Source organism: Methylobacterium sp. Leaf125 (assembly GCF_001423085.1).
In the GTDB taxonomy this organism is placed as follows: domain Bacteria; phylum Pseudomonadota; class Alphaproteobacteria; order Rhizobiales; family Beijerinckiaceae; genus Methylobacterium.
This window is the reverse complement of the sequence record NZ_LMNU01000047.1, coordinates 144201-161257: the sequence shown is the minus strand read 5'-3', so window position 1 is coordinate 161257 and position 17057 is coordinate 144201. Positions and strand designations below refer to the sequence as shown.

Annotated in this window: 15 protein-coding genes; 7 read left to right on the top strand and 8 right to left on the bottom strand. The window is 70.0% G+C overall.

All coding sequences use genetic code 11. The features are described 5' to 3' along the window. Window positions 1-19: 19 nt before the first annotated feature. Window positions 20-928, bottom strand: coding sequence for a LysR family transcriptional regulator (locus ASF58_RS22805; protein ID WP_055958069.1), 909 nt, complete (start codon window positions 926-928; stop codon window positions 20-22). Between the two features lie 161 nt (window positions 929-1089). Between ASF58_RS22805 and ASF58_RS22800 the strand changes: the two genes are divergently transcribed. After that, entirely contained in the window at window positions 1090-1947 is an 858-nt protein-coding gene (locus tag ASF58_RS22800) for an aldo/keto reductase family oxidoreductase (protein ID WP_156375850.1), read from the top strand. Between the two features lie 60 nt (window positions 1948-2007). Here ASF58_RS22800 and ASF58_RS22795 read toward each other — a convergent pair whose 3' ends face one another. Continuing rightward, window positions 2008-5457, bottom strand: coding sequence for a DUF3971 domain-containing protein (locus tag ASF58_RS22795; protein WP_055958063.1), 3450 nt, complete (start codon window positions 5455-5457; stop codon window positions 2008-2010). A 173-nt stretch (window positions 5458-5630) separates the two neighbouring features. Between ASF58_RS22795 and ASF58_RS22790 the strand changes: the two genes are divergently transcribed. Beyond that, window positions 5631-6098: a peroxiredoxin gene (locus tag ASF58_RS22790; protein WP_055958191.1), complete on the top strand. Its 468-nt coding sequence runs from the start codon at window positions 5631-5633 to the stop codon at window positions 6096-6098. Window positions 6099-6196: 98 nt separating this feature from the next. Then, window positions 6197-7405 carry a M23 family metallopeptidase gene (locus tag ASF58_RS22785; protein ID WP_055958060.1) on the top strand — a complete coding sequence of 403 codons (1209 nt, stop codon included), beginning with the start codon at window positions 6197-6199 and terminating at the stop codon, window positions 7403-7405. Between the two features lie 176 nt (window positions 7406-7581). Here the strand turns inward: ASF58_RS22785 and prfB are convergent. Then, window positions 7582-8710 (bottom strand): peptide chain release factor 2 gene (prfB, locus tag ASF58_RS22780; RefSeq protein WP_156375845.1). Its coding sequence is split into 2 segments (ribosomal slippage): window positions 7582-8640 and window positions 8642-8710, totalling 1128 coding nucleotides; the frame shifts between segments, so codons are not numbered across the junction. A gap of 118 nt (window positions 8711-8828) precedes the next feature. On the opposite strand from prfB, the gene ASF58_RS22770 reads away from it, so the two are divergent. Further along, the gene (locus tag ASF58_RS22770; RefSeq protein ID WP_055958052.1) at window positions 8829-9224 is read left to right on the top strand and encodes a DUF2809 domain-containing protein; all 396 of its coding nucleotides are present in this window, start codon (window positions 8829-8831) and stop codon (window positions 9222-9224) included. Here ASF58_RS22770 and ASF58_RS22765 read toward each other — a convergent pair. The 4 genes from ASF58_RS22765 to ASF58_RS22750 form a co-directional block, all read right to left on the bottom strand. Further along, window positions 9200-9520 (bottom strand): hypothetical protein, encoded by a 321-nt coding sequence (locus ASF58_RS22765; protein WP_082513268.1) that lies wholly within the window; start codon window positions 9518-9520, stop codon window positions 9200-9202. The genes ASF58_RS22770 and ASF58_RS22765 overlap by 25 nt on opposite strands. A gap of 211 nt (window positions 9521-9731) precedes the next feature. Then, window positions 9732-9944: a hypothetical protein gene (locus ASF58_RS22760; RefSeq protein WP_055958046.1), complete on the bottom strand. Its 213-nt coding sequence runs from the start codon at window positions 9942-9944 to the stop codon at window positions 9732-9734. A gap of 163 nt (window positions 9945-10107) precedes the next feature. Then, window positions 10108-11340 carry an LL-diaminopimelate aminotransferase gene (locus tag ASF58_RS22755; protein WP_055958044.1) on the bottom strand — a complete coding sequence of 411 codons (1233 nt, stop codon included), beginning with the start codon at window positions 11338-11340 and terminating at the stop codon, window positions 10108-10110. 256 nt (window positions 11341-11596) lie between these two features. Beyond that, entirely contained in the window at window positions 11597-11923 is a 327-nt protein-coding gene (locus ASF58_RS22750) for a hypothetical protein (protein WP_055958041.1), read from the bottom strand. A 142-nt stretch (window positions 11924-12065) separates the two neighbouring features. Between ASF58_RS22750 and phaC the strand changes: the two genes are divergently transcribed. Together phaC and ASF58_RS22740 are read left to right on the top strand one after the other, a co-directional pair. Beyond that, window positions 12066-13871: a class I poly(R)-hydroxyalkanoic acid synthase gene (gene phaC, locus ASF58_RS22745; RefSeq protein WP_055958037.1), complete on the top strand. Its 1806-nt coding sequence runs from the start codon at window positions 12066-12068 to the stop codon at window positions 13869-13871. Further along, the gene (locus ASF58_RS22740; protein WP_244477453.1) at window positions 13868-14338 is read left to right on the top strand and encodes a GNAT family N-acetyltransferase; all 471 of its coding nucleotides are present in this window, start codon (window positions 13868-13870) and stop codon (window positions 14336-14338) included. Before phaC ends, ASF58_RS22740 begins: the two co-directional genes overlap by 4 nt. A gap of 13 nt (window positions 14339-14351) precedes the next feature. Here ASF58_RS22740 and ASF58_RS22735 read toward each other — a convergent pair whose 3' ends face one another. Beyond that, entirely contained in the window at window positions 14352-15689 is a 1338-nt protein-coding gene (locus tag ASF58_RS22735) for an outer membrane protein transport protein (RefSeq protein ID WP_082513257.1), read from the bottom strand. Window positions 15690-16125: 436 nt separating this feature from the next. On the opposite strand from ASF58_RS22735, the gene ASF58_RS22730 reads away from it, so the two are divergent. After that, a complete protein-coding gene (locus ASF58_RS22730; protein ID WP_055958035.1) occupies window positions 16126-17010 on the top strand; it encodes a fumarylacetoacetate hydrolase family protein in 885 nt (294 codons plus the stop codon). Window positions 17011-17057 lie beyond the last annotated feature (47 nt).

The window sequence follows — 17057 nt, the reverse complement described above, 5'->3', positions numbered from 1 at the left end:
CGCCAGCGCCGCGCCGGCCTCAGGCCCCGCGGCGCTGGCGGCCGATGAAGTCCACGAAGGCGCGCAGCGGCGCCGGCAGGTAGCGGCGCCCGGGATAGTACAGGAACGGCCCCGGGAATCGCTGCCACCAGGGCTCCAGGACGGGTTCCAGGGCGCCGCTGTCCAGGTGCGGCCGAAGCCAATCCTCGAACAGGTTGAGGATGCCGACGCCGGCGATCGCCGCGTCGACGGCGAGCTCGGTGGCCGCCCCGACGCGTACGATCAGCGGCCCCGTCGGCTCGACCCGCACGATCGCGCCGTCGCGCTCGAACTCCCAGGGCGGCATGGCGCCGCTGGCGAAGCGGCCGCCGATGCAGGCATGGTCGAGAAGGTCGCGCGGGTGCTCCGGGCGGCCGCGCCGGTCCAGATAGGCCGGGGCCGCGACGGTGGCGAAGCGCTGCACCCGCGGGCCGATCGGGACCGCCACCATGTCCTGCTCCAGGCGCTCGTCGTAGCGGATCCCGGCGTCGCAGCCCGCGGCGAGCACGTCGACGAAGCTGTCATCGGCGATCACCTCCAGGCGGATGTCGGGATAGGCCGCCAGGAAGGGCGGGACGATCCCGGGCAGCACCAGCCGGGCCGCGCTCACCGGCACGTTGAGCTTCAGCGTTCCGGCCGGCCGGTCGCGAAATCCGTTGACCACGTCGACCGCCGCCGCGACTTCGCCGAGGGCGGGTTTCAGGCGCTCGAGCAGACGCAAGCCCGCCTCGGTCGGGACGACGCTGCGGGTGGTGCGGTTCAGGAGCCGGACCCCGAGGCGGGTCTCCAGCCGTCGCACCGCCTCGCTCAGCCCCGAGGCGCTGAGCCCGCTGGTTCGGGCGCCGTCGCGAAAGCCGCCCGCCTCCGCCACGGCGACGAAGGCCGCCAATTCTCCGAGATCTCGGCTCATTGTTCGCATTTCCGCACGGGCCGTGCACATTATGCCGGATTATCGCGCGGGGTGGCAGGGTCTAGGTGGAACTCATCGCAGAGGAGTTTCCCATGACCGACCTTGTCACCCCGAACGATCTCGACACGGCGAACGACATTGTCACCCCGAACAATCTCGACATGGCCGGGACCTACCGGCTCGGCGACCGGACGGTGAAGCGGATGGGCTACGGCGCCATGCAGCTGGCCGGACCACAGGTGTTCGGCCCACCGAAGGACCGGCCGCGCGCCGTCGCCGTGCTAAGGGAGGCGGTGGCCTCCGGCGTCGATCACATCGACACCAGCGACTTCTACGGGCCCCACGTCACGAACCAGATCATCCGCGAGGCGCTGCACCCCTATCCGGACGATCTCGTCCTCGTCACCAAGATCGGGGCACGGCGCGGCCCCGACGCCTCCTGGATCCCCGCCACCTCGGCCGCCGACCTGACCGCCGCCGTCCACGACAACCTGCGGAACCTCGGGATCGCGACGCTCGACGTGGTCAACCTGCGGATCATGTTCGATGCGCACGGTCCCGCCGAGGGCTCCATCGCGGAGCCCCTGGGGGTTCTCGCCGACCTGCAGCGCCAGGGACTCGTGCGCCGGATCGGGCTCAGCAACGTGACGCCGCGGCAGGTGGCCGAGGGACGCGCGATCACACCCATCGTCTGCGTGCAGAACGCCTACAACCTCGCCCATCGGGCGGACGACGCGCTGGTCGACGACCTCGCCGCCGCCGGCATCGCCTACGTGCCGTTCTTCCCGCTCGGCGGCTTCAGCCCGCTGCAATCGACCACGCTGTCGGCCGTCGCCGCCCGGCTCGGCGCGACGCCGATGCAGGTCGCGCTCGCCTGGCTCCTGGCCCGGGCCCCCAACATCCTGCTCATCCCCGGCACGTCGTCACCGGAGCACCTGCGCGAGAACATGGCCGCTGCAGCCCTGAGGCTGCCGGAGGACGCGATGGCGGACCTCGACGGCATCGGCGGCGCCGGCTGATCGCGGCTGCCTGCGGTCGGGCCGATGGCGTTCGGACCGACCCGCCGGCGGACCGGTCCCTCAGCGCTCCGTCTCGTTCATCGGCGTGCCGGCGGCGAGGCCGTCATTGCCGCCGCCGGCGCTGAACAGCTTGCGCAGGATGCCGGGGGCGAGGGCCGAGAGCGGGTTCACGCTGACGTCCGGCTTGGCGAGGCGGCCGGAGACGCGGAAGTTCAGGGCGAACAGGCCCTCGTTGCGGCCCCCGCCGAGGAGCTGGCCGAGGATCGGCAGCTGCGAGACGACGTTGTTCAGGCCGTAGAGGGGCACGAAGGTGCCGTTGATGTCGGTGCGCTCCTTGGCGGTGTCGAGGTAGCCCGTCATGGTGAAGCCCATGGCGGGGTTCGAGATCGCCGCGTCGCTGATGTCGATCCGGCTCCCCGTGCGGGTGAAGATCGCTCGCAGGCGGTCGAATTCCACGTCGTTGCCGGAATTCTGGACCACGTATTTCCGGCCGCGCGCATCCGTGACCTCGCTGGTGGCGGGCCCCTGCGCCATGATGCTCGACAGGGCCGGCTCGTTGCGCAGGATGAAGTTGCGGATCTGGACGGAGCCCGGCTGCGGCCCGTCGTTCAGGGCGCTCGTCATGATCAGCTTGCCGCCGTACATCCGCTTGTAGATGTCGGCGAAGCGCAGGGTCGAGCCGGCATCGAGCGTCTCGATGGTGACGCTCGATCCGCCGCGATCGGTGTGGGTCACCTGCGCCGTGAAGGGCGCGCTGCTGAACTTGCCCTGGACGCGGCCGCTGCGCAGGTCGCGGCCGCGCAGGGAGAGCTTGGCGCTGGCATTGGTGAGGGATTCGCCGTTGAAGCCGCTGACGATGCCGAGGTTGAGATCGGCCTCGACATCCTTCGGGCTGGCGTCCCGGGCTCCCTTGACGTCCGGCCCGCCGAGACTGCGCAGGAACGGCCGCGCATCGGCCACGGCGCCCCGGACGGTGACCCGATAGGCGTTGCCGCCGCTGCGGTCGACCTGAAGCCGCATGTCGTCCCCGGGCGAGAGCTTCAGCGCCGTCAGATCGGCGCGCTCCAGTCCCCCATCGCCGTTGAGGCTGGCGCTGCCGCGCGCCATCAGCGGCGACGCCTCCACCACGAGGTCGCGCAGGTCCTGATTGCCGTTCGCGCCCTCGCTCACGGTGAAGCTCGCGCGCCCGGCCTTGCCGACGGCCTTGGTCACGCCGGGGAGGAGCCCGTCGGTGCCCATCCGGGTCAGATCGGCCTCCACGCGGATCGGGGGCTTGCCCGACCCGGTCCGGCCGATCGGCAGGGTCAGGCGGACCGGGATGGTGCCGGTGATCTGGGGCGCCACCGGCAGGCCCTTGCGGGCCCGCAGGGCGTCGTCGATGGCCAGGCCGATATTCACCTCGCCGGGGGCGCCGGCCTTCGGCTGGCGAAGGTCCACGGTGATGGGGGTGCCCATGACGCGGCCGTCGCCTTTGAGGGAGAAGGCACCCCGGTCGCACAGGACCGTGAAGCGTCCGCTCTCGAGCCGCTCCTTCCCGAACACCTTGTCGACCGCGATGTCCGACAGGGTCCCGGTGATGCTCACCGGCAGGTCCGGCAGGTCGGGGATGTGCTTCAGGTTGAGGGGGAAGTCGATGCGCAGGTCCGCGGCACCCTTCACCGTCCCGGGATCGAGGTCGAGGCCCGTGAGCGTCTTGAACATGTTGGTCTGCAGCAGCGAGACCAGGGCGTCCGCGCCGCCGCTGAGGCGCAGCCCGATCTGCGCCGTCACCGTGTCGGGGGTGATCTTCGGGATGACGAAGGATCCATCCGAGATCGACAGGGTCCGGTTGTCCGCCATGCGCACATCGGCGGTGACGTTGCGGATCTTGGTCGTCTGTCCGGTGATCGTGCCGGTCACCCGCCCCCGCGTGAGGGGCGGCGCGTCGGGCACCACGATGAGCGTGGCGTCGGAGACCGCGAAATCGATATGGACCGCGTTGTCGGGCATCGGCTCGCCGCGGGTGGCGGCGGCGAGTTCCGAGCCGCTCATGTCCACGGTGATGTCCACCGTGTTGACCTTGCCGCCGCGCAGGTTGTCCACGAGGTAGTTGCGCGCGGGCGGCGCCACGTGCTCCGGCCAGAGGCGGAGCGCCATGCGCCCATCGGTGTCGGCGGCGGCGATGTGCAGGGTCAGCCCGTCATCGTCCGCGGAGGTCCCGATGGTTCCGGTGATCCGGCCGTTGGCGACACCGGCCCGGACCGAGAAATCGTCGATCACGACGCCGCCGGCCTTGCCGGTGAGATGGGCCGAGACGGTGTCGAGGCTGACGGGCTTGTCGGCCGCATTGGCCCCGCGCAGCACCGCGTCCTTGCCCGCCAGTTCCAGGGTCCAGGCGGATTCGGCGCCCGGCGGGGCGGCGGTCCAGGCGCCGGTGAGGTGCACCGCGTTGCCGGCCCCGCGATAGTCGAGGGCGTCGAGCTTCATCGCCCGGCCGGCCTCGTCCCAGCTCACCGCGGCCGACAGGCTGTCGATGGTGACGGGGTTGAAGTCCTTCTCCTCGATCAGGACGTTGCCGCCGCCGGTGCGGATCTCCGCCGTCATCGTCTCGATGCGCCCGGCATCGATCGCCACGTCGGCCTTGGCCGAGAGCTTGAGGTCGGTGTCCACCGGCAGCTTCGACTGGCCGGACAGCAGGAGCAGGTCGGTGATCGGCAGGTCGTCGAGGGTGATGATGCCGGTCCGCTTGGTGCCGCCGGCCTCGTGCAGGTCGCCGCCGAAGCGCCACTCCCCGTGCGGGCCGTCGATGCGCAGCTCGAAGACCCGGGCGTCGCGCACGGCATCGCGGCGGAACAGGCCGTTCACGTGCTCGAAGACGGCGCGCTGGCGGGCATCGTCGTCGATCAGGGTCAGGCGTCCGTTGGTGATCCGCGCCCGATCGAGGGCACCGATGACGCCGGCGGAATCGAGCACCACGCCGAAGATCGAGGCGACACCGGCGGAGATCGGCGAGACGTGGCCGATCGCGGCGTCGACGCTGGGCAGGGTGTGGGGCACCACCGCATTGCCCTGGCTGCTGTCGGAGGCCGCGAAGGCGATGCTGCCGTTGCGGTGGACCAGGGCCGTCATCTGCAGGTCGCGGAACTCGATGGCCCGGGGCTGCACCGCGAGGCGCAGGAGGCTCCAGGTGTCGAGGCTGACCACGGCCAGGGGCGCCCGGACCACGAGGGCGCCCTCGGGATTGTGGATGTCGAGGCCGGAAACGCGAAGGGCCAGTGACTGCTCCGAATCGAGCTCCAGGGCGCTGTCGCTGAGGGCGACGCGCCAGCCGGGACCGATGCTGCCGGCGATGGCCGAGGCCACCCGCTCCGACATCCCGTCGATGCGCAGCGGCCCCATCGACAGACGGCCGATGACCCCGCCGATGGCGACCAACAGGCCCACCACCAGGACGGCCGCAATCCAAAGCAGCGGCCGCCGCCGTGCGGCGGGCCGCGCGGGCCGCAAACCTTTGGCCGTATCCTGGTCCATCAATCCTTGTGCCGCTGGATCGGAAAGTCCCCTCGGGCTATCGAGCGGCAGTCCTACGGGTTTCAGCTTTCGCGGGTCTTTGGCGTTCGTCGGTCCCGGTGCGCCGGGGCGTCGGGCTGCCGTCGCGGTGCAACGCCAGAGGCACACCATCAATCGGCCGAAAGGAAGGCATGATGCCCCTCGATACCGGAGATCAGGCGCCCGATTTCACCCTGCCGGGCGCCGGCGACGAGACGATCAGCCTCGAAGCGCTCAAGGGCCGCAAGGCGGTCCTGTACTTCTACCCCAAGGATGACACGAGCGGTTGTACCCTGGAGGCGCAGGGCTTCAACGCCCTCGGCCCCGACTTCGCCGCGGCTGACACCATCGTGATCGGGGTCTCCCCGGACTCGGCCAAGAGCCACGACAAGTTCCGCGCCAAGTACGCCCTCACCTTCCCGCTGGCCTCCGACGAGGGCAAGGCGATGCTCGAGGCCTACGGCGTCTGGGTCGAGAAGAGCATGTACGGCCGGAAATACATGGGCGTTGAGCGCACGACGATGCTGCTGGACCGCGATGGCCGCATCGCCCGGATCTGGCCGAAGGTGAAGGTGCCCGGCCACGCTGGGGAGGTGCTGGCCGCCGCGCGCGACCTGGCCTGAGGACGAAAGTCGACAGGGTGAATCGCCGGGGCGGCGCCTTGGCGGTTCGTTAACCCTGATTCGGGCAGGGTGACGGGGTGGATCAGGTCACGCGTCCCATGTCATCGTCTTCCCGGAAACCCTCCTCGACGGCGAACCGCGTCGTCTCCGCCACCCCGGCTTCAACGCTGCGGTCACGCCTCCTCGCAGGGGCGCTGGCCGCCGCCGTCGCCTGGGCTGGCGGAGCGACGTACTACCTCGTCTTCCACGACGAGGTGCTGGCACGCTTCGTCTCGCAGCAAAGCGCCATCCAGTACGGCTACGAGGAGCGGATCGGCACCCTGCGCCTGCAGCTCGACCGGGTGACGATGGAGCAGACGGCGTCGCGCGATGGGCTCGCCCAGCGCATGGCCGAGCTGGCGCGCCGGCAGGCCGCCATGGAGGCCCGCCAGGCCGCCATCGCCAGCCTCGCGGGCGATACTGCCCCAGTGGCACTTCCGACGCCGGTGATCGAGGCGACCGAGCCGGCGCCCAGAGCCCTGTCGGGTCCCCCGTCGGGTGCCAAGCCCTTCCCCACGCCCGATGCGCTTCGGCTCCGGACCGAGGCCGAGCCCAGTCCCGGGCGCCAATCCGCCCGCGTCGTCGAGGGTCAGGTCGCGGCCCTGGAACAGCGCCTGGACGGCCTCGCGGAAGCGCAGTCCCGCGTGCTCGCCACCCTCGGGTTGCGGGCCGGCAAGGGCGCGCAGCGCCTGCGCGGCCTCGTCGCCCGCCTCGGTCTCGACCCGGCCCGCTTCGAGCACGAGCGCCCGACCGGCATCGGCGGTCCGCTGGTGCCCCTGAGCGGCGACGCCTTCGCCCTGTCCCTGTCGGAGGTGCAGCGCTCCCTGGCCGAGGAGGCGCGCCTCCGCCGGATCACGGCCGCCCTCCCCGTGCGTCGTCCGCTATCCGGGGAGATCAGCCTCTCCAGCAATTTCGGCGCCCGCCTCGATCCCTTCACCCGCGGCTACGCGATGCATACCGGCATGGACATGCGGGCGGAGACCGGCGAGCCGGCCCGCGCCACGGCGGCGGGCCGCGTGACGGTGGCGGATTACAATGGCGGCTACGGCAACATGGTCGAGGTCGATCACGGCCACGGCCTCGTCACCCGCTACGCCCACCTCTCGGCCTTCGACGTCACGCCGGGCCAGTGGGTCGAGCCGGGAACGGTGGTCGGACGCGTCGGCTCCACCGGCCGCTCGACCGGCAGCCACCTGCATTACGAGACCCGCATCGACGGCGAGCCGGTGGACCCGGTGCGCTTCCTCAGGGCCGCCGACGCACTCTGACCGGCTCTCCGCCGCCCCCACGTCGGGAGGCGGGACCGCCGACGGGACCGTCTGCCGAAACGGGCTCCCCCGCACGATCGAATCGCTGCGGCGCCTCCCCGGAACTGGGAGACGCCGCCTGACGATGGGGAAAGTGACGCTGGACAAGTGACGCTGGCGACGTGGGGTCGGGCGCCCTACTCGATGTCCTCGACCACGTCGGCCCCGCCATAGACGCGCTGGGCCAGCGAGGCTTCCATGAACGGATCGAGGGAGCCGTCCAGCACCGCATCGGGGTCGGTGGACTGGGTGCCTGTGCGCAGGTCCTTCACGAGCTGGTAGGGCTGCAGCACGTAGCTGCGGATCTGGTGGCCCCAGCCGATATCGGTCTTCGCGGCGGCCTCGGCACTCGCCTTCTCCTCCCGCTTCTTCAATTCGGCCTCGTACATGCGGGCGCGCAGCATGTTCCAGGCGGTGGCCCGGTTCTTGTGCTGCGAACGCTCCTGCTGACACGCCACCACGATGCCCGTCGGGATATGCGTGATGCGCACCGCCGAATCGGTGGTGTTCACGTGCTGGCCGCCCGCGCCGGACGACCGGTAGGTGTCGATCCGACAATCGGATTCCTTGATCTCGATCTCGATCCGGTCGTCGATGACCGGATAGACCCAGACGCTGGCGAAGCTGGTGTGGCGGCGCGCGCTCGAATCGTAGGGTGAGATGCGGACCAGCCGGTGCACGCCCGACTCGGTCTTGAGCCAGCCATAGGCGTTGTGGCCCTTGATCAGCAGCGTGGCGCCCTTGATCCCGGCCTCGTCGCCGTCCGACCACTCGACGATCTCGACCTTGTACTTCCGGCGCTCGGCCCAGCGGCCGTACATGCGCTGGAGCATGTTGGCCCAGTCCTGGCTCTCGGTGCCGCCTGCGCCCGAATGGACTTCGAGATAGGTATCGAAGCCATCGGCCTCGCCGGAGAGCAGGGTCTCGATCTGGCGGCGCGCGGCCTCCTTCTCGACGGCGCGGACGCCGGCCTCGCCTTCCTGGATCGTGGACTCGTCGCCCTCCATCTCGCCGAGTTCGATCAGCGTGTGGGCGTCCTCGAGCTCCTGGCTCAGCTTCTTGATCGCGGTGACGGCGTCATCGAGCTGGGTGCGCTCGCGCATGACCTTCTGGGCCGCCTCGGCGTCGTTCCAGAGTTCGGGGTTCTCGGAAGCCGCGTTCAGCTCCGCGAGGCGTTTCTCGACGGTATCCCAGTCAAAGATGCCTCCTCAGCAGTCCGATCGACTGCTTGGCGGCATCCGAGAGTTGTTCGATCTCGGCGCGCATCTGGTGTTTCGGGCTCGTGTGTTCGGGGTGTGGGACGGGGTGATACCGGGCCGGCCGGATGGTGTAAACGGCGCGGGCTGAAAACCGGGGGGCGCGCTCCCGTCAGGAGAACCGCCGCATGACAGGACCGAACCGCGCGCGGCTGCGCCTGCTCGTCGGCACCGCGCTGGTGATCGCCGCCGGGCTCGCCCTGCGCCTCCTCGGGCTCGGGCTGCCGGGGCCGGTGGTCAAATGGGGTGGATCGGTCCTCTGGGGCGCGATGGTCTATGGCCTCGTCGGCCTCGTCCTGCCGCTGCCGCGCTGGCGCATCGTGGCCGTGGCGGCGGCGATCGCCCTGGCGGTGGAGCTGTTCCGGCTCATTCACACGCCGGACCTCGACGCCTTCCGGCTGACGCTGGCGGGCAAGTTGCTGATCGGACGGGTGTTCTCGCCCTGGAACGGCGTCGCCTATGCGGCCGGCATCCTGTGCGCGCGCCTGGCCGACCGGCGTCAGCGGAGCGCGGGACGAACGTAGTCCGGCGGGCCGATGCGGGCCGGCGACAGGACGAATTCGCGCGGGCGGTGCCGCTGGTTGAGCGGGCCCTCGCTGAGGCCGTCGCTGAAATAGTCGGTTCCGGTCAGGCCGAACCCGCCGCCATTCATCACGCTCGGCACGGGAACCGCCTCGGGCACGTCCGGGATCGGCCGGCCGGAGCTCGGGCTGGTCGGCAGCACCACGGGGCCGTTCGCGCCGAGATAGAGGGTCTGCGCGGAGGCGCCGACGGTGAACCCGAGACCGATCAGGCCAGCAGCGAGGAGGGTCCGCATCATCAGCACCACGATCAAACTCCGGCGGGCAGCCTGAAGACCCGGAGGGACGCGCCCGGGGGCACCATGCCCCAATCTTGCGCCCCTGTCCGTATCCGTTCGGTCGCGCCGGCGCGACATTCGTCGCTGTCCTGTGGGAAAGCCGCCGCGCGGGGCGGCCCCGAAACGACGAAGGCCGGGCATCGGCCCGGCCCTGCGACACCTTTCGGCACGCTCAGCCCTTGGCGCGGAGCACCACCGAGCGCTCCTGGAGCGACGGCTCGCAGCTGGAGTAGAAGCCGTTCAGCACGGTCGGTCGCGAGGTGCACTCGTAGCCGAGGGTCGGCTCGGGCGCCGGAACCGGGTCGCGGGCGACGATCGGCTTCGGAGCGCAGGCTCCCGCGGAGGCGCTCAGCAACAGGGCGACGGCAAGGGTCAGGCGACGCATACGATCCTCGGGCCTCGGCGAACGCGCCGCGCGCAAACAGGACTTGCGGCGCGGCTTCGTTGCGACCCTGCTGAGCGCACACCGCCGTGACAAGCACGTCGGCGCGTTTCGGCAAGCTTTGCGGCCGGCTGTCTCCCGGCCGCAACATGCGGGCGATGACGCCTCAGCCGGCCTTCGAGAGCGACGCTTCGGGCATCGGCACCACGTTGTGCAGGGTCTTGTCCGAGGTCTCGAAGAAGCGCCGGACGTTGCGCGCGGCCTGCCGGATGCGTTGCTCGTTCTCCACGAGGGCGATGCGGACGTAGTTGTCGCCGTGCTCGCCGAAGCCGATGCCGGGGGCCACCGCCACGTCCGACTTCTCGAGGAGGAGCTTCGAGAACTCCAGGCTGCCGAGGGCCTGGTACTTCTCGGGAATCGGCACCCAGGCGAACATCGAGGCCGACGGGGTCGGGATCTTCCAGCCGGTCTTGCCGAAGGACTCGACCAGCGCGTCGCGGCGCTTCTTGTAGATCCCGCGCATCTCGACGATGCAGTCCTCCGGCCCGTTCAGGGCCGCGGTGGCGGCGACTTGGATCGGCGTGAAGGCGCCGTAATCGAGGTAGGACTTCACGCGGGTCAGCGCCGCGAGCAGGCGCTCGTTGCCCACCGCGAAGCCCATGCGCCAGCCGGCCATGGAAAAGGTCTTCGACAGGGACGAGAACTCCACCGTACAGTCGATGGCGCCCGGAACCTCGAGCACGGAGGGCGGCGGATCGCCGTCGAAGTAGACCTCCGCGTAGGCGAGGTCCGACAGGATGATGATCTCGTGCCGCTTCGCGAAGGCGACGAGGTCCCGGTAGAAGTCGAGGCTCGCCACGTAGGCGGTGGGGTTCGAGGGGTAGCAGACCACGATCGCCACCGGCTTCGGGATCGAGTGCTGCATCGCCTTCTCGACCGCGGGGAAGAAGGCGGGCGTCGGCTCGGCCGGCACGGAGCGGATGACGCCGCCGGCCATGAGGAAGCCGAAGGCGTGGATCGGGTAGCTCGGGTTCGGCACCAGCACCACGTCGCCCGGCGCCGTGATCGCCTGCGCCATGTTGGCGAAGCCCTCCTTCGAGCCCAGCGTCGCCACCACCTGGGTGTCGGGGTTCAGGCTCACGCCGAAGCGGCGCTTGTAGTAGTTCGCCTGGGCGCGGCGCAGGCCGGCGATGCCCTTCGAGGCGGAGTAGCGGTCGGTGCGCGGACGGCCGGCGGTTTCCACCAGCTTGGCGATGACGTGCTTCGGGGCGTCGAGGTCCGGGTTGCCCATGCCGAGATCGATGATGTCGGCGCCGTTGGCGCGGGCCTGGGCCTTGATCCGGTTCACCTGCTCGAACACGTAGGGGGGCAGGCGCTTGATGCGGTGGAAGTCGGTCATGGCCTTCACGATGTCCGAGAAAACGAGCGAGGATACGAGTTTGGGCGCGAGGCGGCGAGCGTGACCCGGCGCGAAGCTGTCATCATCCCGAGACGGCAGCGTGGTCTCGTCCGGCGGTCCCTCGGGCGGAATCCGGACGTCTTTTGACGGCCTTGCCTGACGCAGGGCCGTCGCAGAATTCGCACGCTCGGCTCCGGTCTAGCAGTTTTGTGCCCCGACGCCGAACGATATCTCGGGATCCCCGGCGGCCTGCTCCCTAGGGCTTGGCGCCCTGGGCCGTGCCCTCGGCGGAGCGGCCGCGCGCCTCGTTGCGCCCCCGCGCCGCGACCAGCTCCGCCTCCAGGGCCTTGGTGCCCTCCGGCGTCTTGGCGCGGATCGGCCGGGGCGGGGCGGAGACCCCCACCGGCATGAAGTCGTCGCTGCCGCGGCGGGACTGCGCCACGAAGTCCGGCGCCTTGGCGGGCGGTCCGGCCTCGCCGGTGCCGTAGGCGATCCGCATCGGGTTCAGGTCGCCGGAACATCCCGCGAGCAGGACGGCCACGGCGACGACCGCGACAAACTGGGAGTTGTGAAGCCGGGACATGGAGAAGTCGGCCGTTTTGGAGGCGTGCGCTCTGGCGGAACTCCGCGATGGCGCGTTAATTTGTCGGAAACGAGGCCCCCCGGGCCGCGCGGCAGGCGTCGCCCGGCGAAAGGTTCGGCCACACTCGGGGAGAGATGCACGCGTGACGACCGAACGGACGACACCGCTGCCCGACATCGAGGCCCTGTCCCGCAACGCGAGCCTGCTGGTCGAGGAATTCGGGCGGGCCGCATCACGCTACATGAAACCCGTCGGTACGCCGGACGCCCTGCCGGTCGAGGCGGTCGAACCGCCCGAGGAGGTCAAGGACGTGGTCCGCACCCTCGGCAGCGTGGCCGAGACCTGGCTCTCCGACCCGAAGAAGACCGTCGAGGCGCAGACCAAGCTGAGCGAGGCCTTCATCACCCTCTGGGGCTCGACCTGGCAGCGCCTGCAGGGCGAGGCCGCCGCGCCCGTGGCCCAGCCCGAGCCGAAGGACAACCGCTTCGCCCACGCGGAATGGTCCACCAACCCGATCTTCGACTTCATCAAGCAGAGCTACCTCATCACCTCCCGCTGGGCCGAGGGCCTCGTGGACGAGGCCGAGGGCATCGACGAGCACACGCGGCACAAGGCGCAGTTCTACCTGCGCCAGATCACCGGGGCCCTGTCGCCGTCGAACTTCGTGATGACCAACCCGGAGCTGATCCGGTACACCCTGAAGGAGAACGGCGCCAACCTCGTGCGCGGCATGAAGATGCTCGCCGAGGACATCGAGGCCGGCAAGGGCCAGCTCCGGGTGCGCCAGACCGATCCGGCCGCGGGCTTCGAGGTCGGGGTCAACGTGGCGGTGACGCCGGGTGAGGTCGTATTCCGGAACGACCTGATGGAGCTGATCCAGTACGCGCCCACCACCGACACGGTGCTCAAGCGGCCGTTCCTGATCGTGCCGCCCTGGATCAACAAGTTCTACATCCTCGACCTCAACCCCTCGAAGAGCCTGATCGCCTGGATGGTCAGCCAGGGCCTGACGGTGTTCTGCATCTCCTGGGTCAACCCGGATGCGCGCCACGCCGACAAGGACTTCGAGAGCTACATGCGGGAGGGCATCGAGACCGCGATCGACGCCATCGGGGTCGCCACCGGCGAGAACGAGGTCGCGGCGGCGGGCTACTGCGTCGGCGGCACCCTCCTGGCCGTGACCCTGGCGATGCAGGCCGCCACCGGCAACAAGCGGATCAAGAGCGCCACCTTCCTGACCACGCAGGTAGACTTCACCCATGCGGGCGACCTGAAGGTGTTCGCCGACGAGGATCAGATCCGCCTGATCGAATCGCGGATGCAGAAGCGCGGCTACCTCGAAGGCACCGGCATGGCGACCGCCTTCAACATGCTCCGCCCCAACGACCTGATCTGGTCCTACGTGGTCAACAACTACGTCAAGGGCCAGACGCCGATGCCCTTCGACCTGCTGTACTGGAACGCCGATTCCACCCGGATGCCGGCGGCCAACCACTCGTTCTACCTGCGCAACTGCTACCTCAACAACACGCTCGCGCAGGGCAAGATGATCCTCGGCAACGTCCGGCTCGACCTGAAGAAGGTGAAGATCCCGATCTTCAACCTCGCCACCAAGGAGGATCACATCGCGCCGGCCCTGTCGGTGTTCGAGGGGTCGTCGAAGTTCGGCGGACCGGTCGACTACGTGCTCGCCGGCTCGGGCCATATCGCCGGGGTGGTGAACCCGCCGGCCAAGCCCAAATACGGCTTCTGGACCGGGGGGCCGGCCAAGGGCCGGTTCGAGGACTGGATGGCGGCGGCCACCGAGACCAAGGGCTCCTGGTGGCCGTACTGGTTCCAGTGGCTGGAGCACCAGGCGCCCGCCCGCGTACCGGCACGGGTGCCGGGCGAAGGCGGCCTGGCCTCCCTCGGTCCGGCGCCCGGCACCTACGTCCGCATGAAGGCGTGAGCGCGGGCGTGGAGGCGCCGGTCTGGACCGTCCGCCTCGAGGCGGAACCAGACCCGGCGATGCGGGCCGCGATCCTGGCGCCCCTCGTCGCCTACAACGAGGCCCAGGTGCCGAATGGGAACTGGGGCCTGCTCGCCCTCACGGTACGCGACGCGGGCGGAGCCATCGTCGGCGGTCTCTGGGGCCGGACCGGTTACGGCATGCTGTTCGTCGAGTTGCTCGCCCTCGGCCCGGCCCGGGGGCGCGGCCTGGGCCGCCGCCTGATGCGGGATGCCGAGGCGGAGGCGCGGCGGCGGGGCCTGTCCGGGATCTGGCTCGACACCTGGACCTTCCAGGCCCCGGGCTTCTACCAGCGTCTCGGCTTCACCGAGTGCGGGCGGATCCGCGAATTTCCGCCCGGCCACGACCGCATCTTCTTCGTCGAGCGCTTCGCGGACGGCGGGACCGGACCGGCTCCGCCGCCCTGAGCGTCGTGCGTCCTCAGAACTTGCGCACCAGGGGGGCCGGCGCGGCCGCCACGGGCTCGCCGAACACGTAGCGGAAGCCGACCGAGACGATGTCGGCGCTGCTGTCGGCGACGCCCGCGAAGACCACGTTCTGGACGTTGTAGTCGCGGCCGGGGCCGGCCAGGATCCGTCCCTTGTCGACGAAGAAGTGCGAGTAGGCGAGGTTGAGGGTCAGCTTCTCGCTCCAGCGGTAGCTTCCGCCGACCGAGACGTTCACCCGGTCGCCATCGGGCAGGCGCACCGACCGGTTCGAGAAATCGATCGGGGAGGATTCGTAGGCCACGCCGGCGCGGACCGTCAGGGCCGGCGACCAGTCGTACTCGCCGCCGATCGAGTAGGTGTAGCCGTCCTTGTAGTTCAGCGGCAGCTGCGTCGCGACGGCACCGGTCCGGTCGAGGAGGACGTTGACGGTGCCCAGACGGCTCCAGTTGTCCCACTCGAAACCGAGATTGAGGCGCGCCACCGGGGTGATCGCCTGGGTGAGGCCGACGCTCAGCTTCTCGGGGGTGTTCAGCTTGGCCTTCACGTCGCCGCCGAGCGCCGCCAGCGGCCCGGGCAGGATGAGCTGGCCGCCGATGTCGTGATGGACGGAGGAGCGGAAGCCGACGCCGATCGCGGTGCCGTCGAAGGGCGTGATCAGCGCACCGGCGGTGAAGCCGACGCCCCAGGAATCGCCCTTGAGGCCGGAGCTCGGCAGGGCGGCCGGATTGGTGCTGAGCGGCGAGAGCAGGGCCTGGCGCAGGACGAGCTTGAAGTACTCGATGTTCGGGCCGGCGGCGATGGAGAGCCACTCGTTGACCTTGAAGCCGACGACCGGGTTGAAGGCCAGGGAGAAGATGCGGCTGGACCGGCCGTAGAGCTCGCCCGACCAGGTCTGGCGCGGCTTCGTCACGAGGCCGAAGGGCGCGCCGGAGGTGATGCCGACCCAGAGGCGGTCGTTGAGCTGGTAGGAGGTGGCGCCGGCCGGAACCACGGCGCCCTGGCCGATCTCGCCGCTGTCACCGAGGCGGGCGAAGGCCGGGTTCGTGCCCACGTCGGGCGTGATCTTCGCCGACAGGTTGATGAAGGACAGGTTCTGCTCGGTGACCCAGCCCGGCCGCATGGTCACGGTGGCGGGGTTCCAGAACATCGAGGAGACGCCGCCGGAGCCGGAGGCGGCGCCCGCCCAGGCGAGACCCTGGGCCTGGGCGCTCTGCTCGCGGATGCCGAAGGCCCCGGCCGAGGCCCCGGCGACGCCGGCGCAGAGGAGGGCTGCGGAAACTCCCGAAAGCGCCAGGCCGCGCAGGGAACGGCGCCGAATCGTACCCATCATGACGTAGGACCCACCCCAGTTGTTGGTGCTCGCTTGTCCTCTCCCGATCGGGGAAGGCCTCGCACCTTGGGTGTGACAATGACGCGAGTGACGCAACTTCGCAAATCGCAGGCCGACAAGTATATCTTCAGTATTAAGGGAAACGTAAACTGAAATCAGCGCGATATTGCAGGCCTGGATTCGAGCTGGCGAGGAAGCCTGCAGAATGGTTCACATCTAAACTCTCGTCTCCGTGAGTAAGCCCGTCGGCCGAAAAAACGCGCCCGGCGCATCTCCGGACGGGGGTGTGACCTTTCGGCGACAAAATCGCCCTCGGGCCGGGCCTCGGGTCCCGGCGCGCGATGAGACGGCACGCCGTCCGTCGCCGATTGCCCCTTGCCGCCCGTCCGGGTCCGATCGATGTCAGGCAGCGGACAGACATGCGGAGGCACGAGCGATGAAACTGGTACGCCACGGCGCGAGCGGAGACGAGAAGCCCGGTCTGGTCGATGCGCAGGGTGTCCTGCGCGACCTCTCGGCCCATGTGCGCGACATCGCCGGGCCTGCCCTCTCGCGCGAGACCCTGGAACGCCTGCGCCGGCTCGATCCGGCGAGCCTGCCGGCCCTGCCGGCGGAGACCCGCCTCGGCCCCTGCGTCGGCGGCACCCGCAACTTCGTGGCCATCGGGCTGAACTTCACTGACCATGCCGCCGAGATCGGTGCCGACATCCCGCCGGAGCCGATTATCTTCAATAAGGCGCCCTCGTGCCTCGCCGGGGCGAACGACCGGGTCATCCTGCCCAAGGGCTCGGCCAAGACCGACTGGGAGGTGGAGCTCGCCCTGGTGATCGGCGCGCGGGCCTCCTACGTGCACGCCAACGAGGCGCTGTCCTACGTGGCGGGCGCCTGCATCTGCAACGACGTGTCCGAGCGCGCGTACCAGATGGAGCGCGGGGGCACCTGGACCAAGGGCAAGGGCTGCCCGACCTTCGGACCGCTCGGCCCCTGGCTGGTCACCCTCGACGAGATTCCCGACCTCAAGAACCTGGGCATGTGGCTCGACGTGAACGGCACCCGGATGCAGACCGGCTCGACGGCCACGATGATCTTCGACGCGGCGCAGCTCGTCGCCTACGTCTCGCATTTCATGATGCTGGAGCCCGGGGACATCATCACCACGGGTACGCCCCCCGGCGTCGGCATGGCGCGCAAGCCGCCCCGCTTCCTGCGCAGCGGCGACGTCATGACCCTCGGCATCGCGGGACTCGGCGAGCAGCGCCAGGAGATCATCGCCTTCGACGACTGGACCGCCAAGGTGGCGGCGGGCGAGCCGACGCACTGAGGTCGCGCGGCCGGCTTGATTTTCCGGCCGAGATTCGCCTCATGGGG